Below are 17,332 nucleotides of genomic sequence, written 5' to 3'. Positions count from 1 at the left end.
CCCCATCTCCATTAAGAATTACTTGCCGCCGTATGTGCGCGTATATGCGGTGTTATACATGGCAAGGAGTTCGTCGGAGCCGAGTTTTTTCGCTTGATCGATGAATTGCTGATACGTGGAATCGTTGATCGGCGTTTTGCCGGTTACGAATTCCGTTACCTTCTGTTCAAGGAATTTATTCAGATTGTTCAGCTTCGATTTCTCGAGCTCCAGCTCCTCTTCCGTCTTGACGATCTGCTTCGGTGCAGGGACGATATACTGCTCATACCTTGCATTGATATCCTTGCTCTTCTCGCTTAAACCACGCTCCCACACTTCCCGCGACTTGGCGTTATTCAGCGTGATCAGGTCATACCATACGCCCCAATCCTTGCGCAGCGCATTAAACGGAGATTCGCCGAACTCTTTGTTATATACCGCTTTGCCGTCCTCCATCGTATACGTTTTGCCTTCGATTCCTAAGGACAGATAATTCGTTCCCTCTTCGCTGACCAAATAATCGAGGAATTGGACGGCGCGCTCCTTATCCTTCACTTTGGCCGATATCGCTCGGCCGACGGTGCCAACGACCGGACGGGAGAACTGATAGTTCTTGATCCCTTCGGCGGCAAAGGATGGAATCGCGTCCAGCTCATATTCCGCCGTGCCGGCCCCCCTCGCCTTGGCAACCAAGGATTCAAGATCCGCCTTCCAGAAAAATGTCACCAAGGATTTGCCCGTCAGTATGCGCTCCTCCCACTGCGCTTGCGTCAGCAGCGAGAATTCCGGATCCAGCAATTTTTCCGCATACAGCTTATTCAGGTACACCAGCATATCCTGATAATTCTCATGATACGGCGCGAATGCGTATTGATCCGTGGTTGGATCCAGGTTGTAAAAACCGCTGATGCCGGTAAAGATACGCCCGAAGGTCGTATACAGCCCCGTGTCGCCTACGATCGCGTTTGATATGAGCGGGTAGGAGTCCGGCACTTTTTCTTTCAACGTTTTCAGATATTGATAAAATTCATCCACGGTGGTCGGCGCCTGTATCCCGTGCTGATCCATAATGTCCTTGCGAGCATACCAGATAAAGTTAAAGCCCTTGCCTTCCGCATCCCCTTCCAGGACAGGTACGGTATACAAGCCTCCGTCCGTGCCCGTTGCCAGCGCCTTGGCTTCAGGATATTTCTCGTAAAAGGCTTTCAGATTCGGTGCCCGATCCAAATAATCATTGAGATTCAGGAACACCTTCTCCGGCCCATGCTCCCGGCCGTCCTGCGTCGGCACCTGGATAAAATCCGTGGCGGTGTTCGTGGCAATCATGATCTGCCTTTTCTCCTCAAGCCCTTCCTGACTGACGATCTGGAATTTTACTTTGACGCCCGTCTTGGCCTCGATCTCTTTGAAAATCTCCCAGTCATCCCGAACCTTGCCCTCCACCCGGTCGTATACGAGCCATGAAAAAGTAACCGGTTTGTCAGGGCTTAACGTCCCCGAATCGTCCTTGCCCCCGCTGGTGCAGCCCGTAACCAGCATCGCGCAGAGCAGGATCATGGCAAGCGCCGTTCTGAACCCCTTTTGCCGCATTCCATAACCTCCTTCTTTTTTATCATCACATCGTATAGAAATGGATTCCCGTTAAATCCATGACTACCCCTTAATGCCGCCAATCATCGTGCCCTGTACAAAATATTTTTGGATAAACGGATAGACGCACAGGATCGGCAGCGTCCCGATCATGATCATGGCGTATTTCAGCGTTTCCAGATGCGTCAGGTCGCCTTCGCCCTGCACGTTCGTGCCGGCGATCAGGATGTTGCGCATCATGATTTGCAGCGGGTACATTCCCCGGTCATTCAGGTAGATCAAAGCGCTGAAGAAGGAATTCCATTGATTCACCGCCGTGAACAGGCCGATCGTGACCATTACCGGCACGGATAGCGGCAGCACGATCCGCACCAGAATCTGCATGGATCCGCATCCGTCGATGGCAGCCGCGTCCTCAAGCTCCTCCGGCAGCGCCTCGAAGAATGTCCGCATAATGAACAGGTACCATGTGCTGATCAGCGACGGAAGGACGATCGCCCAGATCGTGTCCAGCATCCCCAGCTTCTGAACGATCAGGAAGGTTGGAATCATCCCCCCGCTGAAGAGAAGCGTGAACGCTGCCATGAGCAGAATCACTCTTCGGCCGGGCAGCCACCGCTTTGCCAGCGGATACGCCATCGCCGAGGTTGCAATCAGCGTCAGCAACGTATGCAGGAACGTGTACCGGATCGTATTCCAGTAACTCACCCAGAGATCGGGATTATAGATGAGCTGTTCGTACGCGATCAGCGTAATCTTTTTCGGCCATAGCAGCACCGCGCCGCTCGCGACCATGGCATTGTTGCTGATGGAAGCCGAGAATACGTACACCATCGGGTAAGCCATTACCATGATCAGCACAATCATGAACAATATATTGAATACGTCAAACAGCTTCGAAGCGAAGCTTTCCTGCTTTTTCATCGCGCACCTCCCTTACCACAGGCTGGTCTCCGAATATTTGCGTACGACCCGATTGGCCGCAACGACCAGAATGAAGCCAATCGCCGACTGGAACAGGCCTACTGCGGTCGCGAAGCTGAAATCGGCATCCAGGATGCCCCGCCGGTACACAAAGGTATTAATGACATCCGCGGTTTCGTAATTCATCGTGTTGTAAATCAAGAGGATTTTCTCGAAGCTGGCCTCCATGAAATTACCGAGCGACAGCACGAACAGAATAATCATGACAGGCACCATGCCGATGAACGTAATATGCCGGATCTGCTGCCACCGGTTGGCCCCATCCATCTTGGCCGCCTCGTACAGCGTCGGATCGATGCCGGCAATCGCAGCCAGGTAGAGAATGGTCCCCCATCCGACCTTCTGCCATATTTCGGAGCCCACGTACACCGTCCGGAACCACTCCGGCATGCCGAGAAACATGATCGGCTCGATGCCGAACAGCTTGACGAGCAGATGGTTCACCACGCCCGTGGTCGGAGACAGGAAGGTGACGAGAATGCCCGCGATCACGACGGTCGACAGGAAATGCGGCATGTAGCTGATGTTTTGCACAAACCGTTTGAACCATTTGCTCTTCAGCTCATGGAACAGGATCGCCAGAATGATCGGCGCCGGAAAATGAAACAGCAGATCGTACACATTCAGCATGATCGTGTTGCGAATCAGCTTCCATGCATCGGGGGTGACATAGAAAAATTCAATGAAATGCTTCAGTCCCACAAATTTGCTTCCCAAAATGCCCCGGCCGATCGAATAGTCCTGGAAAGCAATGATGATGCCGTACATCGGCGCGTACTTGAATATCAAGTAGTACAAGATGCCGGGCAGCATCAGCAAGTACAACGCTTTATGCTTTTTCAGAACGTAACCGATCCGTGATAGCTGCGCCAATAATCCCCACCTCCGATTGAAAGCATTTACATTCGTTTGTTGTTGTCCCCACTATACGAGCCGTGCCTCCTTCGCGTAAAGCAAACATCTTTTCCTTAAGACGCATGTTTTGTTATGCCTGCGCCGCAAGGCTTTCGGCCTGTTCCATGCAAAAAAAGAGACTTCAGAAAATAATGCAGTCTCTTCTTTCTTATTGATGGGAACTCCGGTATTTGGCAGGCGTTATGCCTTCATATCGGCGGAAAGCCCGAATCAAGGAATTCCTCCCCCAATACCCCACCTTTTCGGCGATTTCGTCTATTTTCAAATCCGTTTCAAGCAAAAATTGCTTCGCCTTCATCAGCCGGTACTTCGCGATATATTCCACGTACTTCTCGCCGACCTCTTCCTTGAAGGTTCGACTGAAATGCCCGATGGACATATTCATCATGCCGGCAAAATGCTCGATCGACAGCTCTTGATCGTAGTGCTCGTGAATGTACTCCAGAATCTCCATAAATTGTTGGCTGCGGCTGCTGGAGGCCGGTTTCCGGAACAGAAAGCCATGAATGTCCTGAAAGCATTGCGTCAGCTCGTCCCATGTCATGCAGCGATTCATTCGCTCGAACAGACCGGAATAATAGGGAACGTTCAATTCATTGCGCTCCGACTCCACCGCCCGAATCCAGGTGTTGAGCACATCGGCGAGCAGATATTTCATCTGCACGGCTGCAGCATCCTTGCGCCTCCCTTCCTCCAGCAGATCCAGCACGGATTGGAGCAGCTTGTCATACTCCCGGGTTTTGCACTGGTTGTGGATCCGCTGGACCTCCTGCACGGACAGGAAAGAGTCCCATTGCTGCAGCTCCCTTGAAGGCAGACTGCCGCAAATCTCCACCGTGGAATGCAGCCCCCGGTAATTCAGCATAGCCAGCGCATGCTCATAGGACTGATGCAGCTCTTCGATGGCATGAACGGTTCTGCCGATGCCGATCGTCGCTTTATAATAGACACCGTATTCCAGAAACACGTGCCTGATCTGCTCCGCTGTTCGTTCCGGATACCCCTCCGTGATGTGATCATGCTGGACGACGCAAGCCATCAAATCCGGCCTTGTCTGGCAGATCCAGACCATGCCGGGCGCCAGCCGGTGGATCTTATCCTTCAGCTCCGTCAGCAAAAAGATTTTGGCGGATTCCGAAGTCGAATCATAAAACGACCGGTCATAGTGGAAAGAGATGCACAGGACGGTTCTTGCCGCCTTATGGCTGTAAGCAAACTCAATCTCCTTGGCGTAGTACTCAATCGATAAGGCATCCCGGTATTGCCCCAGCAGGATTTTCGTGAAAAACTGCTCCTGTACGATCGGCAGCATCCCGTTCACCATCTGGTACAGCTCTTTATTCTCGGTCATGATGAACTGGGAGTAGCGCTTGATGACGTCAAACTCGTTACCTTCGTAACGGCCCTCTTCATTCGGAGCATGATGCAGCTTCAAGCCATCCTTGATCTCCCGAATCGGCCGGTACAAGCGCCGGCTTAAATAATACGAGGCGAGCGCGCCGACAATGAGGAAGAACAGGAGGAACAACCAGCAGATTAAGCGGGTAATATGGACCGGCTTCATCAATGTGCCTAGATCAACCATGCTGATATAATGCCAGGACTCGTTGAAGCCGGACGCCATGAAGGACAGCCCCATCTTGTCCGATATCGTAAATTGCGAAGCGAAACCATCCGTGCGTATTCGCTGCTGCAGGGCATGCTGGTCCTGCTCGGTCAAACCGGTCCGGGCGATCACTTGGGCAGTATCATCCACAATGGCCGTGCCCGTGACCCAGCTCTCCGGAATATGAATCCGCTCCTCAAGCTTGTCTCGCTTCACTTCGACCAGGAGGTAAACTTCAGGGGCGGCGGTATTGAACGGGTAACTCATGGAAGCCGTCACGGAAGCGGGAGAATCCATGAAATCCATCATTTTCTTGCCGGATAATTCGGCTTCCAGCTGGTGGCGGCGGTTCAGATCCAAGGGATAGCGGGAACGGAAATAATACGCTTTGTTCGTATAGGTTTCGGCATCGATCATTAAATCCTGATGGACAAAATAATAATAAGCCTTCTCGACCAATTCATCCGATTCCAGCTGCTGCAGCTGCTCCCGCAGGGAATGAAGCAGCTCCGGAAGAAGCTGGCTTTCCGGCGACGAAGACATGGGAGCGAGCAGCACGCTCCGTAATCTGGATGTGCTCAGGATATTAATCATGCTTGTCTTTAGCGATTGAAGCTCGGCATCCGTCTGCTCGGAGAACCGGTTCATCACCACTTGGTTAAAACGCTCGGCATCCTTTTCGATGATGCGAACGACAAGCACCTGAGCAAGAACCGAAGCAACAATGACGGGGATGAGAATAAGGAGAAAATAGTTCGCGAACATTCTCCAAAACAGGGTGTGCCTTCTGGGAGGCGGAGTATCGGCCGCCCCCGGCTCAGACAATCGGTCAGGCGGTATCCTTCGCTTCATGAATGTCCCCCCTTTGTATTTAAAATTGCAAGTAACAGGGCTTGCATTTACGTTTACTATATTTTGATGTAAGTTATAATATTCGCCGCATAAGGGAGACGGATGGAGCTTGCAGTGGGATGGTATTCGTCCACGAGAAAGGATTGCTTCCATAGCAAAAAGGGCCAGGAATCTCCTGGCCCTTTTCCGAAACGAGAATATCTTTTTTGCTTGCTCGCATTCGCTTACTCGTATTCGAATACCGCATCCGGCGTAAGGGTTACATTGGGTGCATAACTCGGCATCTGACCGGTCTCCTGCAAATACTGCTCAACAATCCGAGCGGCATCTACCAAGGAGCTAAGCAGCCAGTCCTCATAAAGTCTTCCGAACTTTTTGTGAAGCCATTCTGAGGTGTACTCATTCGAAAGGGTGAACCGCCAATAGCAGAACCAACATTTTCTTGAACATGAATGAACCTCATCTCTTATCAGAATGTAAGTCTTTCAAATCTAGTAAATTTGAACCAGGAATATTATACCATTCAATAGAAACGAAACAATATCAAAATTCGCAAGATAACATAAGACCAAAAAAACGCCCCCAGCATCTGTTTCCAGACACCAGGGACGCTTATCGTTCATCTGCATTTACTCCATGCGCTCAAACACCTTGAATCTTCGGCCTTCCTGCAAAGCCACCAACGTATGTTCATCGACGACATAGATTTCCGTGCCTTCGGGCAGCTCGTTCGAGGATAAATGCGTATCCGGATATTGATCAGGCTCGAGCCGCTTCTGGATCGTGCCCGCCAAGGTCAAATCCGCCTCCGCAAAAGCCTCGGCACCCTCAGTGCCTTTTCCGATATACTCTTGGTCATCGTATTTTACCAAAGACGCATAACTGGCCGACTGCTTGCTGCCGCAGCCCAAACATAGGATCAACAATAGGCTGATGATCGGAATCCATGCTATCTTAAGCCTCTTGCCCATAAGTCTTCCTCCTTTGCGGACGTCTCCCTACCCTACGGTCTTTGTCATCTCGATACAAGCTATAACAGCTCATCCAAGCGTTCCTTTAACGCTCGGGCATCATAACGAATAAAAGCTCCGTTGACCGTGCCGACGAGCACTTCCTGATCCGTTACGTTCAGCGCGCCGTTTTTGGCATAGGTCTCTCGCAAATCGACGTTGCCGGTGATCACGTCATGCAATCTGCCCAAGCTTCTGCCGTCTTCCTTGTTCAACACCACAAGATCGCTTCCCAAACTTATCAGCAGGTACGGATCCATGATTCCGTAGCTGCTCCCAACCAGATGGGACAGATCGTCACCCGCTTTGGAAGTGGTCTCCATCTTCCATAGGATGCTGCCGCTCTCTATATCTACCGCAGCCGGAATGCCGTTCAAGGCAAGATAGACTCGCGCTCCCTCGATGACGCCACGGGTGGCCTTCCCTTTAATTGTCCATAGTTCCTTATCTTCAAGGCGGTCATACAGTACGCTTTCGTAAGCGGCGGCCCCGCTGAAATACTCCCCGCCAAGCGCACGCTGCACCAGCAGATACCGCTCATTCAGCACCTCGAACCTTTCCATCTCAAGTGCCGGATACGTGTCTTCGCGCTCGCCGGTTTCCGTATTGAGCAGAACCCATTCCTTGCCAAGCAGCATCCATCGTGTTGTCATATCCGCTGGCGCAGTTGGATCGTAACGATAACCTCCGGTAAAATACGGATCTCGGGAGGGATCGTCCATCACCCTCTTGCCTAGCTTCACATGCCATGCCGCTTTGCCGGTGACCGGATCGTAAGCGGTAAGCTGTCCGTTCTGCTCGATGAGCACGTACGGATCGTCCGTTCCTGCATTCAGCAAGCGGTGTTCGCCGGACAAGGTCTTTTTCCAACGCTGCTTACCGGTATCCTGATCCAGGACGCTCAGCACGCTTTTGGTTTCGTTCATGTTCAAAGCTTCGACCAGTACGATCGCATCGGCCGCAGCCGTCATCGTCAAACCGAATTCGTTCTTGGGCTTAACCTCCCATAACACCTTGCCATCCGACAACCGGATATGCCGCACGCGGGCCACGTAATCCTTAACCTCCGGGTTATATGCCGAGTACATCGTGACATGCTGCCGCTCCCGATCTGTAATGGCCGTATACCATCCGAATCCCGCATCCTCCTGCCACAGCTTCTTGCCGGTGCCCCGGTCAATTGCGTACAAGGAAGAGTTATCGTGCATCCCGCTGAACCCGCCGTCATCTCCCTTGAGAAGCAGGACATCCTCGTTGGCCTCCAGCAGGAAGGTGAAATTCAGATTACCCTGATTTCGCCAATCGGGATCGGCTGTTATGGTCTTGCGCAGCGGCAGGACGTCCAAACGATAGGTAAACTCGTAATCATCGCCAGGATTGTAACTCCGCTCGAAGGATCCCGCCGAAGGGATTACCCATTCGCTGGAACTCAGCTTTCCGGATGGGGAGAACGTCACGGTATAATGGGCATCCCGCTGCTCGTATCTCCAGGTCTCCCCGAGTATCATCGGTTGATTGGAGCTCGATTCCTGATTCCGCGATGTCTCCCTCGCCTGCGGTTCGCCGAGCAGCTTTTTCACGTACGAAGAAGGGGTCCCTTTCTTAAAAAGAAACTCCGTCAAGTTGCGCACCACATCCGTCGCTACTTCCGAATTGCCACCGAGAAGCGCTTCAGGCATCGCCTTCTTGGCTGTCGTGTCCTTCCCTTGTACCCACATCATCGCCGGGCGGTAGATCCGGTAATCTTCCTTCCACTTGGAGGGAGCGACCATAACGCCGTACCAGTCCTTCCACTGGGCTACGGCGATGAGGGACGTTCCCGTCTGGGATACCGGCCATTTCACCGCGCTTCCGGGAGCCAGGTATATGCTGCCGCTGCTGCGCAGTTGAAGCGAGAGCGGGGAAATTTCGTTCACTTTGGCAGCTTCCTTGGAAACATACCATGTCGGGAGCCACAGGTCCCCACGGGAATCGGACTTGATTAATGCCATTTCCCCCTTCACGGAGTGAAGCCGGAGCGATTCTCCATCGGCCCCGTAATAGCTGGCCTTGAGATTCCTCAGATGGCTGTTCTTGCTAAGCGCATTAGGGAAAAAAGCAGTCCTCTGCTGAAGCGTGACGCGTTGACCGGATGTAAAGCTCCCGGTTCCTTGCAGCATCGGCGAATACGGGACGAGTGCCCTCCTGCGCCTGCTGAGCCGGAATTCCGACGAGTGAAATGCAGGCGGCTGCCGTCATTCCGATGAATAGTCGCTTACGGATCGAAACGCGTGTACTCACAAGAAACCATCCTCTCCCATACAAGCATATATATTGTAAACGCTATTATAAGACAATATGTTCCAAAATCAAAACAAAAAAAGCTCCCTTTCAGAAAAGGAGCTCTTTCTAACGCGTGTATGAACGGCTATTCCTGTTGTGATGCTTCCGCGGCTGATCCGATGCAGGCTCGCTCTCTTCAGCATCATCGGACATTCATTCGCCAGGCTGAATCAGGTACGCTGCGGCTCTGCGTTTGCCTGCCTGTCATGATTCTGGCGCGATTAGACACGCCGTCCGATAATTCCCCCCACACTTGACCGATAAAGGATGCGGGGGCAATAGACGAGTCTCGATTGCTTTCTGATGCCGCCCCGCCGATGGATCGCTCCTCAATCTGCATATTAGCACGGAATGCACTGAACTCTGCGCATCCCGATAATAAAATGACACCAACCATCACAATCATAATCTGCCACGCCACCACGAGCCTGGCGTTCCGTTTCGAATAATCCAAGGATTCCATCCGACTTCCTCCTTATGTACGTTCTGAAGGAAAGTATAAGGAACATATCTTATCAATCAGCGGGGCAAGTTCTTAACGAATGCTTAAATAAAACTGAACAATTCCATAGGGACCCTTGCAGCAGCGATCGGGGAGCCCTTCTCAGGATCATATAAAAACGCTCCCTCGAAGGGAGCGTTCGCTTAGGCTGCCTCAATTGCTTCGCAATGCAGAACGACCACCGTTCGGCAAGCGAACTGCTGCTATACGACTTGGGGAAAGCGGGTTTCAAAGGTCGTCCGCTGCCGGTCGCTCCGAACCCGGATTTCGCCGCCCTGGACCTCCACGATGCTCTTCGTGATCGCCAGTCCCAGTCCCGTGCCCCCGGTCTGCTTCGAACGGGAAGCCTCCACGCGGTAGAAGCGATCGAAGATGAAAGGCAAATCCCGCTCCGGAATCGGATCGCCGTAGTTGGTGAAGCTGATGCTCACCTGACCGCCCACGCTGCGGACGGCGATGTCGATCCTGTGTCCCGACTCTCCGTACCGGATCGCATTGGATATCAGATTCTCGTAAGCCCGGACAAGCTGGGCGCCGTCTGCCCGAATAACGAGGCCTTCATCCGCCGCAAGCTTGCATTCCATCCCGGCTTTCTCCAAGGACGGCACGAATTCCTCGATCAGCTGTCTCATGAACTGAGCCATATCGATCTCCCGGATATCCAGCGGAAGCCCGTTATTGATCCGCGTGTATTCGAACAGGTCATCGATCAGCTTCTTCAGATTCTGCGCTTTCTCATAAGCGATATTCACGTAATACCGCAGCTCTACTTCATCCTGGTACCGGTCTTCCTCGATAACCTCCAGAAACCCCAGTATCGATGTCAGCGGCGTCCGGAGATCATGGGATACCCCCGTGATCAGATCATTCTTCGTTTTCTCCGCATGGCGCTCCTCCAGAATGGATTGGTGAAGCTGCCTGCTCATCTGGTTGATGCTCTCGGCGACCTCGCCCAGCTGGCTGCCTGAACGAACAGGAATCTCGGTATCGAAATTCCCCTTGGCAATCTCGCGAAGGCCATGCGTGATTTCCTCCAGGTACGCGTTCAGCTGCTCGGTCATGCGGTTAATGCCGGCAGCGACGGCGCCTACTTCGTCCCGGGTGTCGAGCTCGATTCTGGAATCGAATCGTCCGGCCGTGATGTCCTGAAGACCGGTCTCTACCTTCCGCAGATCCAGGGCAAACCACCTCGTGCTCATATAATAGCTTGCCAAAAAAAGAATGACGCCCGTGACCAACATAACCGGCTTTGAACCGAGGTTATTGACGATCCAGACTAGCGGCGGGTTGATGGCCGGAATGGAGAGCACCAGCGTGCTTAACGCATAGAGTATGATAAGCAGGGCGGCCGCGATGCCGATGCTGGCCAGCAGCATAAGCAGCATCTTCAGGCGGATGCTATGAAGCTTCAATCCTTTCAAGTCAGTCACCTCTGGTTAAGTTTACTCTATTTTGTAACCGATCCCCCATACCGTCTTAATGTATTCCGGCTGCTGCGGATCCTTCTCGATCTTCTCGCGCAGCTTGCGAATATGGACCATGACCGTATTCTTCGATTCCATGAACGGCTCGTTCCATACCTCGGTATAAATCTTGTCCATGCTCAGCACGAGTCCGCGGTTGATGGCCAGCGTATGCAACAGGGAGAATTCGCGCGGCGTCAGCTTAATCTCCCTGCCGGCCACCGTTACCCGGTGGGACGCGACATTGAGGATCAGCTCATCGATCTGGATTTCGTTCTCGTCCCGTACCGATTGATTGTTCAGCTGTTTGTACCGGCGGAGCTGCGACTTGATCCTTGCGACCAGTTCCAGCGGACTGAACGGTTTGGTCACGTAATCATCCGCGCCGATGCTGAGTCCGGCGATCTTGTCAATCTCCTGGCTCTTGGCGGACAGCATGATAATGGGCGTATTGTTCTCCTCCCGGATCTTCATGCATGCCTGGATGCCATCCATCTGCGGCATCATGACATCGAGAATGATCAAATCCACTTTATGGTTTTTTAGAATCTCCAGCGCTTCCAGGCCATGAGATGCGGTGAGCAGCGTATAGCCCTCATTCCTGACGTAAATCTCCATCAATTTCAAAATTTCGGTTTCATCGTCAACCATCAGTATCGTAACTCCAGACATGGCTCCTCCTTGATCATAAAGCGGCAGTCAGCATAACGCCTTTTACGTTCTCTTCTCCATGGATGTTGTCAGGCCGGGCGATGCTGCTGTTTTGGTTTCCTTTCGCCATGGCCATGCCTCGTCGGGTATACGTCCTATTCTTGCGAAACAGGCTAGGAACCGGAAAGCGGCACAGCCGGCGCATCGGTTGGTTTACCCGATCTCTTCGCCTTCGGAATATTACCGAAAATCACCCATGAGCCCGGTATATATCGAACCGTCAATTCCACGACGATCCATGAACAGCCTAAGGCTGCCGCAAAACCGCCTGCATACCACAGATGGGTCAGGATCGAGTTCCCCGTGGTTAGCGGGAATTGACGGTAGACGAGCAGAAAGAACGGATGAATGAGATAAATCCCGAAGGATACGGCCCCCAGTCTCTCCAGCGCGGGCGTCCATCCGCGTACCCCGGCCCGGTAGAACAGAATGGCGAACTGGAGCAGGACAAGCGCCCCAAAGTAAGTATGCATATTCCACAGCAGCTCGTACAGCGTTGAATTATATCCGGTTCCGTGAAGACGGTTGTTGTAATAAATATACACATGGCCGAGACCGGCAGCTGCCCATGCGATCCACAGCATCGTCCAAGCCGCGATGCGGTAAGGCTGTGCGTTGGCACGGCTGATCACAAGCCAGGCCTTCAGTTTCGGATAATAGATGCCGATAAAAGCGCCCAGCATGAAGTAAGCTATATAGGACAGGGCCCAGCTTCCCTTATTCGGCACCTGCCAATAATACTTATTCATCAGTATAAACGTCCACTGGATCACCAGTCCAATCGGTATCGCCCATTTTGCAAGCTGCGGCATCTTCTTGAACAACCACAGCACCAGCGGAAACAGCACATAAAACTGAATGCTGATAAACACGAAGTACAGATGCGTATACGCTTTGCCGGTCAACAGCTTTTGAATAAAACTCTCCATCGTCTCGCCAAACGGCCTGCCTTGATAATGCAGATAGTGCAGCAGCCCGAAGTAAAACACGGAAAAGAGCGTATACGGGATGATGATGTACAGCAATCTTTTCTTGTAGAATCCGCCGATCAGCTTCTTGGTCGTAGGGCGGTCATAATAATTGTAGAAGAGTACCAGGCTGCTCAAAAATATAAACGTCGGCGTTCCGTATTTCATGAAGATGTTCATAAAATTGTAGATGAAAAAGTATTTGGAGTCCGTCATGGCCGATACGGCATACGATGTCGAGTGAACGGACAGCACGCCGATAATGGCGAATGCGCGGACCAATTGCAGCTCGGGAAGACGCTCCCTTGGCAGAGAATTCATTTTGTTCATGGCAGTACCCTCTCATTTCAAAGTCCGAATTTTTCTCGTTCCTAACCGAAACGAATTCAATCAGTATAGTAGACATTTCTTAACGTCTTACTTCCAAATTCTTAACAATTGCTTAAGATTCTGGTTCATGCTCCTAATAAAATTCTCCTTGATCCCGAAGAATCCCTGGTCTTACAATAAGAAAAATATCTATCGACGTACTTTCTCAGAAGACAGACCGCGTATAACGGAAGTTTTTCTTGCGAGATAAGGATGGTAAGACTCTGAAGCTTATACTCTCTTATCTCTTAAAATAATCTTTAATTGGGGTGAATTGGATGCTGATAAGGATCCTTGCCGTTCGAAGTAGCTGGGCCCGGTCTGTCATACTGGACCGGGCCTAGCCAGAATCACAGTAACTGAGCGAACGAATATGAGACGATCTGTTTTCAGCATCCCATTTTATCTCAATTGAAAAGGTGAACCATATATATGAAATCACAGGAATACAAGTCATTTTATGATATCGTAGGAGCCTTAAACGGCTGGGATTTCAGCAAGGTCAGATGGATCTCGGAAGGCGTGGAGTGGAATTTTTACGATGAGGTTAGCAAGCGGTGCACATCATCGGGCGTTCTGTTGGATATCGGCACGGGAGGCGGAGAGAACTTGTTGTCCATCGCCTCGAAGGCGGCATTGCTGGTTGGAATCGATCTTTCCCATGCGATGATAGAGACTGCCCGGAGTAATAAACGGAAGGCTGCGGCTTCCAACGTACGCTTTGTCCAGATGGATGCAGGGGTGCTTCAATTCCCGGAGGCGTTTTTCGATTTGATTTCATGCCGGCACTCCCCTTTCCGTGCTTCGGAGGTTGCCAGGGTATTAACCGATGATGGCGTGTTTCTAACGCAGCAGGTTCGGGAATGCGATAAAGCTAATCTGGCCCAAGCCTTCGGCAGAGGACAATCCTCCCGCGAAGACGGCGCTTTAATGGAGGAATACAAGAGGGAACTTCAGCTGGCAGGGTTTCGCGATATCCAATGCGCCAAATATGATGCCGTCGAGTACTATGAGCGTGAGGAGGACCTTATCTTCCTGCTTAAGAACACGCCCATCATTCCCGGATTCGGACAGGAGGAATCGGATTTTCGCATCCTGCAGCAATTCATCGAGGAGCATCGCACAGATCTCGGAATCCGGACGAATTCCGCACGGTTTATGATCGTGGCACGGAAATAGCCGGTCCTCCATGGTTATCCATAACCCGTAGCTTACGGCTATTAAACAGAAAAAGCGCACAAGGGACACAGGACTGACCCCATAACGTGAGACAGATTAAAAACACCTTCAAGAGAATGCAACCATGTCGTAAGATATGGGGACAACTTTGGAGGTGTTTTTGCGTTGGCAACGAGAGTCAGCTATCCAGTAGAAGTGAAAAAGAAAGCTATTGAAATGAGGTTGGATGGCATTCCAGTGAAAGAAGTCATGGACCAACTGAACATACGAAATAAGACACAAGTGGAGACCTGGATGAGATGGTATCGCAGCGGCCAATGGAACCGGTTGAAGCAACCTGTCGGTAAACAATACAGCTACGGTAAAGGCCCTGAATATGCATCAGAACTCGAGAAGGTGCAGGCGGAAAATCGGTTTTTGAAGCAACAATTAGATCTGCTAAAAAAGTTCGTGGAAATGCAAAGGAGGTGTCGCCAAAGGCTGTAGTGGAGTGGGTTGAGTCTGTTCGAGGAGAAGTCAGTGTAACTCAAGCGTGTGCATGGATCGGGCTTTCTCGCTCCACCTACTATCGCTGGAAGGACGCCTACGAGAACCCATGTAAAGATCACATGGTAGAGAAGATTCGAGAACTCTGTAGTCAGCATAAATTTCGTTATGGATACCGGAAGATCACGGCTCTACTTCGGATGGAGCGTAAGATTAACCATAAACGCGTGCAGCGGATTATGCAGCGTGAGGGGCTCCAATGTCGTGTCAAGGTGAAGAAACGCAAACCTACAGGCCAGCCAGCTTATATCGCAGAACACTTGTTAAAGCGCCAATTTGCAGCCGATGCCCCCATGCAAAAACTCGTTACAGATATTACGTATTTACCGTTTGGCGGAAAAACGTTATACCTGTCGAGTATCTTGGACTTGTTTAACGGTGAGATTGTGGCGTACAGTATTTCTGACAAGCAAGACACCGGGTTTGTCCTGGACACGCTGGGTCAGCTGCCCGCTCTGCCGGGCACCATGCTCCATAGCGATCAGGGCAGCGTCTACACATCTCAGGCTTATCAAGAAGCTGTAAAGGGAAAAGGCATTACCATGAGCATGTCCCGCAAGGGTACGCCCGCTGATAATGCCTCCATTGAATCGTTTCATTCCACGCTAAAGTCTGAAACGTTCTATCTCGAAGGTTTAACCTGTACGACGACGGCCATCGTCGAGCAGACCATTCGAGACTACATTACTTACTATAACTCAATTCGCATTCAAACAAAACTAAACAACCAGTCGCCGTTTCATTTCCGGCAACTGGCTGCTTAAACTTGCAAGGTGTTTTGATCCCTGTCTCACAAACGGGGGGCAGTCCCGCACAGCCCTTGGCGCTTTTTTTTTAGAAATCGGCATCGTATATTATCTCAGCATGATGGAACCGCCGTCCACCATCAGCGTTTGGCCGGTCATGTAATCGGAATCGGAGCTAGCCAAGAACACGGCCACGCGTCCGATATCCTGCTCGGGATCGCCCATTTTTTTGAGCGGAATCTTATCGACCATTTCTTGATACGCTTCCGGAAATGCCTGCTTCCACTGCTCCACGCCTGGCGTCAGGGCGATCGGACTGATCAGATTGACATTGATGCCGTCCGCTCCCCACTCGTTGGCAGCCACGCGTGACAATCCCCGGATCGCTTCTTTCGCTGCGGCATAGGAGGCCTGGTTCACCATGCCGGACAGTCCCGCACCGGATGCAAAGTTGATCACCTTGCCCTTGGCTGATTTCAGATGAGGATAACATTCCTGCATGAAATAAAACGTCGGATAGAATCCGGTATTGAACGACAATGCCATCACTTCATCGGTTGTTTCCACAATGGGTACCTGCTTGGACACATGCGCGTTATTAACGAGAATATCCAGTCTGCCGTAGGTGCTCACAACGTCATCCACGATTCCTTTAATCGAGGCTTTATTCGTAATATCGCCGTTAATAAACATCGAATCGCTATATACCCTCAGCGCTTTCTCCGTTTCACGCCCCTTATCCTCATTCACGTCCACGATGACGACCTTGGCGCCTTCCTTGGCCATGGCCAGAGCCATGCCGCTGCCGATCCCGCCGGCACCGCCCGTAATTATAGCTACTTTGTCTTTCAATTTCATGCTGTACACGCCTTCTTTCCCAAAAATGATAGCCTCACTATCAAAGATAGATCATTTCGCGAAAAATTTCAAATTTAAAGGATCCGCGCAAAAAAAAGCAAGCCCCTCACCCATGGAGGAGCTTGCTGCTTACGTGTTACGACAGGATCAACTAAAGACCTGTGAAGCTATTCGTTATTAGCCGTTGACCAGCAGTTCTTTCAGCTGCTTGATCTGCTTGCGCTCGCCCGCAAGCACCAGCGTCGATCCTGCTGTCAGGATGTCGTCCGGACCCGGATTGATTTTCTGCTCTTTCTTGTTCACAATCGCTAATACATTAGCGCCAGTACGTTGACGAACCTGAAGCCCTGCAATGGATTGTCCCACGCATTTGTAATGCGGCTCGATTCGCGCCCATTCGATGATCAAATCTTCGAGCGTCACTTCGATGGTCTCCAGCGCTTTCGGTTTATACGTCATGCCGCCGATAATGCCTGCGATTTGTCTTGCCTCGTCATCCTCTAATGTAATCTGGGAGATGGTCTCCTCAGGATCGTCATCTTCAAAGTGGTACAACTCTCTACGGCCATCGTCATGAATAACAACAACCAGCTTATCCCCTGATCTCGCCTGAATAAGGAACTTCTTCCCGATACCCGGCAGATCAGATTCGCGAATAATACTCATGTGTAAATCCTCCGTTCTGGGGTTAATTCAATCTCTAGATTATATAGATTAGTTGGAAGAAAGTAA

At 51.3% G+C, this 17,332-nt stretch carries 15 protein-coding genes; 2 read left to right on the top strand and 13 right to left on the bottom strand.

Annotation, left to right across the window (positions count from 1 at the left end):
* Positions 1-18: 18 nt before the first annotated feature.
* From P0X86_RS06955 to P0X86_RS06905, 11 genes are all read right to left on the bottom strand, one after another.
* On the bottom strand, positions 19-1,569 hold the full coding sequence (locus P0X86_RS06955; protein WP_277748194.1) for an ABC transporter substrate-binding protein: 1,551 nt from the start codon (positions 1,567-1,569) through the stop codon (positions 19-21).
* A 63-nt stretch (positions 1,570-1,632) separates the two neighbouring features.
* Complete coding sequence (locus P0X86_RS06950) at positions 1,633-2,493, bottom strand: carbohydrate ABC transporter permease (RefSeq protein WP_277748193.1); 861 nt, start codon at positions 2,491-2,493, stop codon at positions 1,633-1,635.
* A 12-nt stretch (positions 2,494-2,505) separates the two neighbouring features.
* Entirely contained in the window at positions 2,506-3,426 is a 921-nt protein-coding gene (locus tag P0X86_RS06945) for an ABC transporter permease (protein WP_090910674.1), read from the bottom strand.
* 190 nt (positions 3,427-3,616) lie between these two features.
* A complete protein-coding gene (locus P0X86_RS06940; protein ID WP_277748192.1) occupies positions 3,617-5,926 on the bottom strand; it encodes a helix-turn-helix domain-containing protein in 2,310 nt (769 codons plus the stop codon).
* Positions 5,927-6,555: 629 nt separating this feature from the next.
* Positions 6,556-6,897, bottom strand: coding sequence for a hypothetical protein (locus P0X86_RS06935; protein ID WP_277748191.1), 342 nt, complete (start codon positions 6,895-6,897; stop codon positions 6,556-6,558).
* Between the two features lie 59 nt (positions 6,898-6,956).
* Positions 6,957-8,927, bottom strand: coding sequence for an outer membrane protein assembly factor BamB family protein (locus tag P0X86_RS06930; protein ID WP_277748190.1), 1,971 nt, complete (start codon positions 8,925-8,927; stop codon positions 6,957-6,959).
* A gap of 94 nt (positions 8,928-9,021) precedes the next feature.
* Positions 9,022-9,216 carry a hypothetical protein gene (locus tag P0X86_RS06925; protein ID WP_277748189.1) on the bottom strand — a complete coding sequence of 65 codons (195 nt, stop codon included), beginning with the start codon at positions 9,214-9,216 and terminating at the stop codon, positions 9,022-9,024.
* Positions 9,217-9,400: 184 nt separating this feature from the next.
* The gene (locus P0X86_RS06920; RefSeq protein ID WP_277748188.1) at positions 9,401-9,721 is read right to left on the bottom strand and encodes a hypothetical protein; all 321 of its coding nucleotides are present in this window, start codon (positions 9,719-9,721) and stop codon (positions 9,401-9,403) included.
* 242 nt (positions 9,722-9,963) lie between these two features.
* The gene (locus P0X86_RS06915) at positions 9,964-11,181 is read right to left on the bottom strand and encodes a sensor histidine kinase (protein ID WP_277748187.1); all 1,218 of its coding nucleotides are present in this window, start codon (positions 11,179-11,181) and stop codon (positions 9,964-9,966) included.
* Between the two features lie 21 nt (positions 11,182-11,202).
* Positions 11,203-11,895 (bottom strand): response regulator transcription factor, encoded by a 693-nt coding sequence (locus tag P0X86_RS06910; RefSeq protein ID WP_012819373.1) that lies wholly within the window; start codon positions 11,893-11,895, stop codon positions 11,203-11,205.
* Positions 11,896-12,047: 152 nt separating this feature from the next.
* Positions 12,048-13,232: an acyltransferase gene (locus P0X86_RS06905; RefSeq protein ID WP_192569483.1), complete on the bottom strand. Its 1,185-nt coding sequence runs from the start codon at positions 13,230-13,232 to the stop codon at positions 12,048-12,050.
* Positions 13,233-13,703: 471 nt separating this feature from the next.
* On the opposite strand from P0X86_RS06905, the gene P0X86_RS06900 reads away from it, so the two are divergent.
* Positions 13,704-14,450: a class I SAM-dependent methyltransferase gene (locus P0X86_RS06900; protein WP_277748186.1), complete on the top strand. Its 747-nt coding sequence runs from the start codon at positions 13,704-13,706 to the stop codon at positions 14,448-14,450.
* 165 nt (positions 14,451-14,615) lie between these two features.
* A protein-coding gene (locus P0X86_RS06895) for an IS3 family transposase (protein ID WP_481858277.1) occupies positions 14,616-15,760 on the top strand; the annotation gives its coding sequence in 2 pieces (ribosomal slippage) (positions 14,616-14,910 and positions 14,910-15,760; 1,146 coding nt in all).
* Between the two features lie 90 nt (positions 15,761-15,850).
* On the opposite strand, the gene P0X86_RS06890 is transcribed toward P0X86_RS06895, so the two are convergent.
* Both P0X86_RS06890 and P0X86_RS06885 read right to left on the bottom strand, forming a co-directional pair.
* Positions 15,851-16,600, bottom strand: coding sequence for an SDR family NAD(P)-dependent oxidoreductase (locus tag P0X86_RS06890; RefSeq protein WP_096775199.1), 750 nt, complete (start codon positions 16,598-16,600; stop codon positions 15,851-15,853).
* 177 nt (positions 16,601-16,777) lie between these two features.
* The gene (locus tag P0X86_RS06885) at positions 16,778-17,266 is read right to left on the bottom strand and encodes a cation:proton antiporter regulatory subunit (protein WP_009589718.1); all 489 of its coding nucleotides are present in this window, start codon (positions 17,264-17,266) and stop codon (positions 16,778-16,780) included.
* Positions 17,267-17,332 lie beyond the last annotated feature (66 nt).

It is taken from the genome of Paenibacillus sp. BR1-192 (assembly GCF_029542445.1).
Taxonomy (GTDB): domain Bacteria; phylum Bacillota; class Bacilli; order Paenibacillales; family Paenibacillaceae; genus Paenibacillus_AQ; species Paenibacillus_AQ lautus_A.
This window is presented reverse-complemented; position numbering and strand designations above follow the sequence as displayed.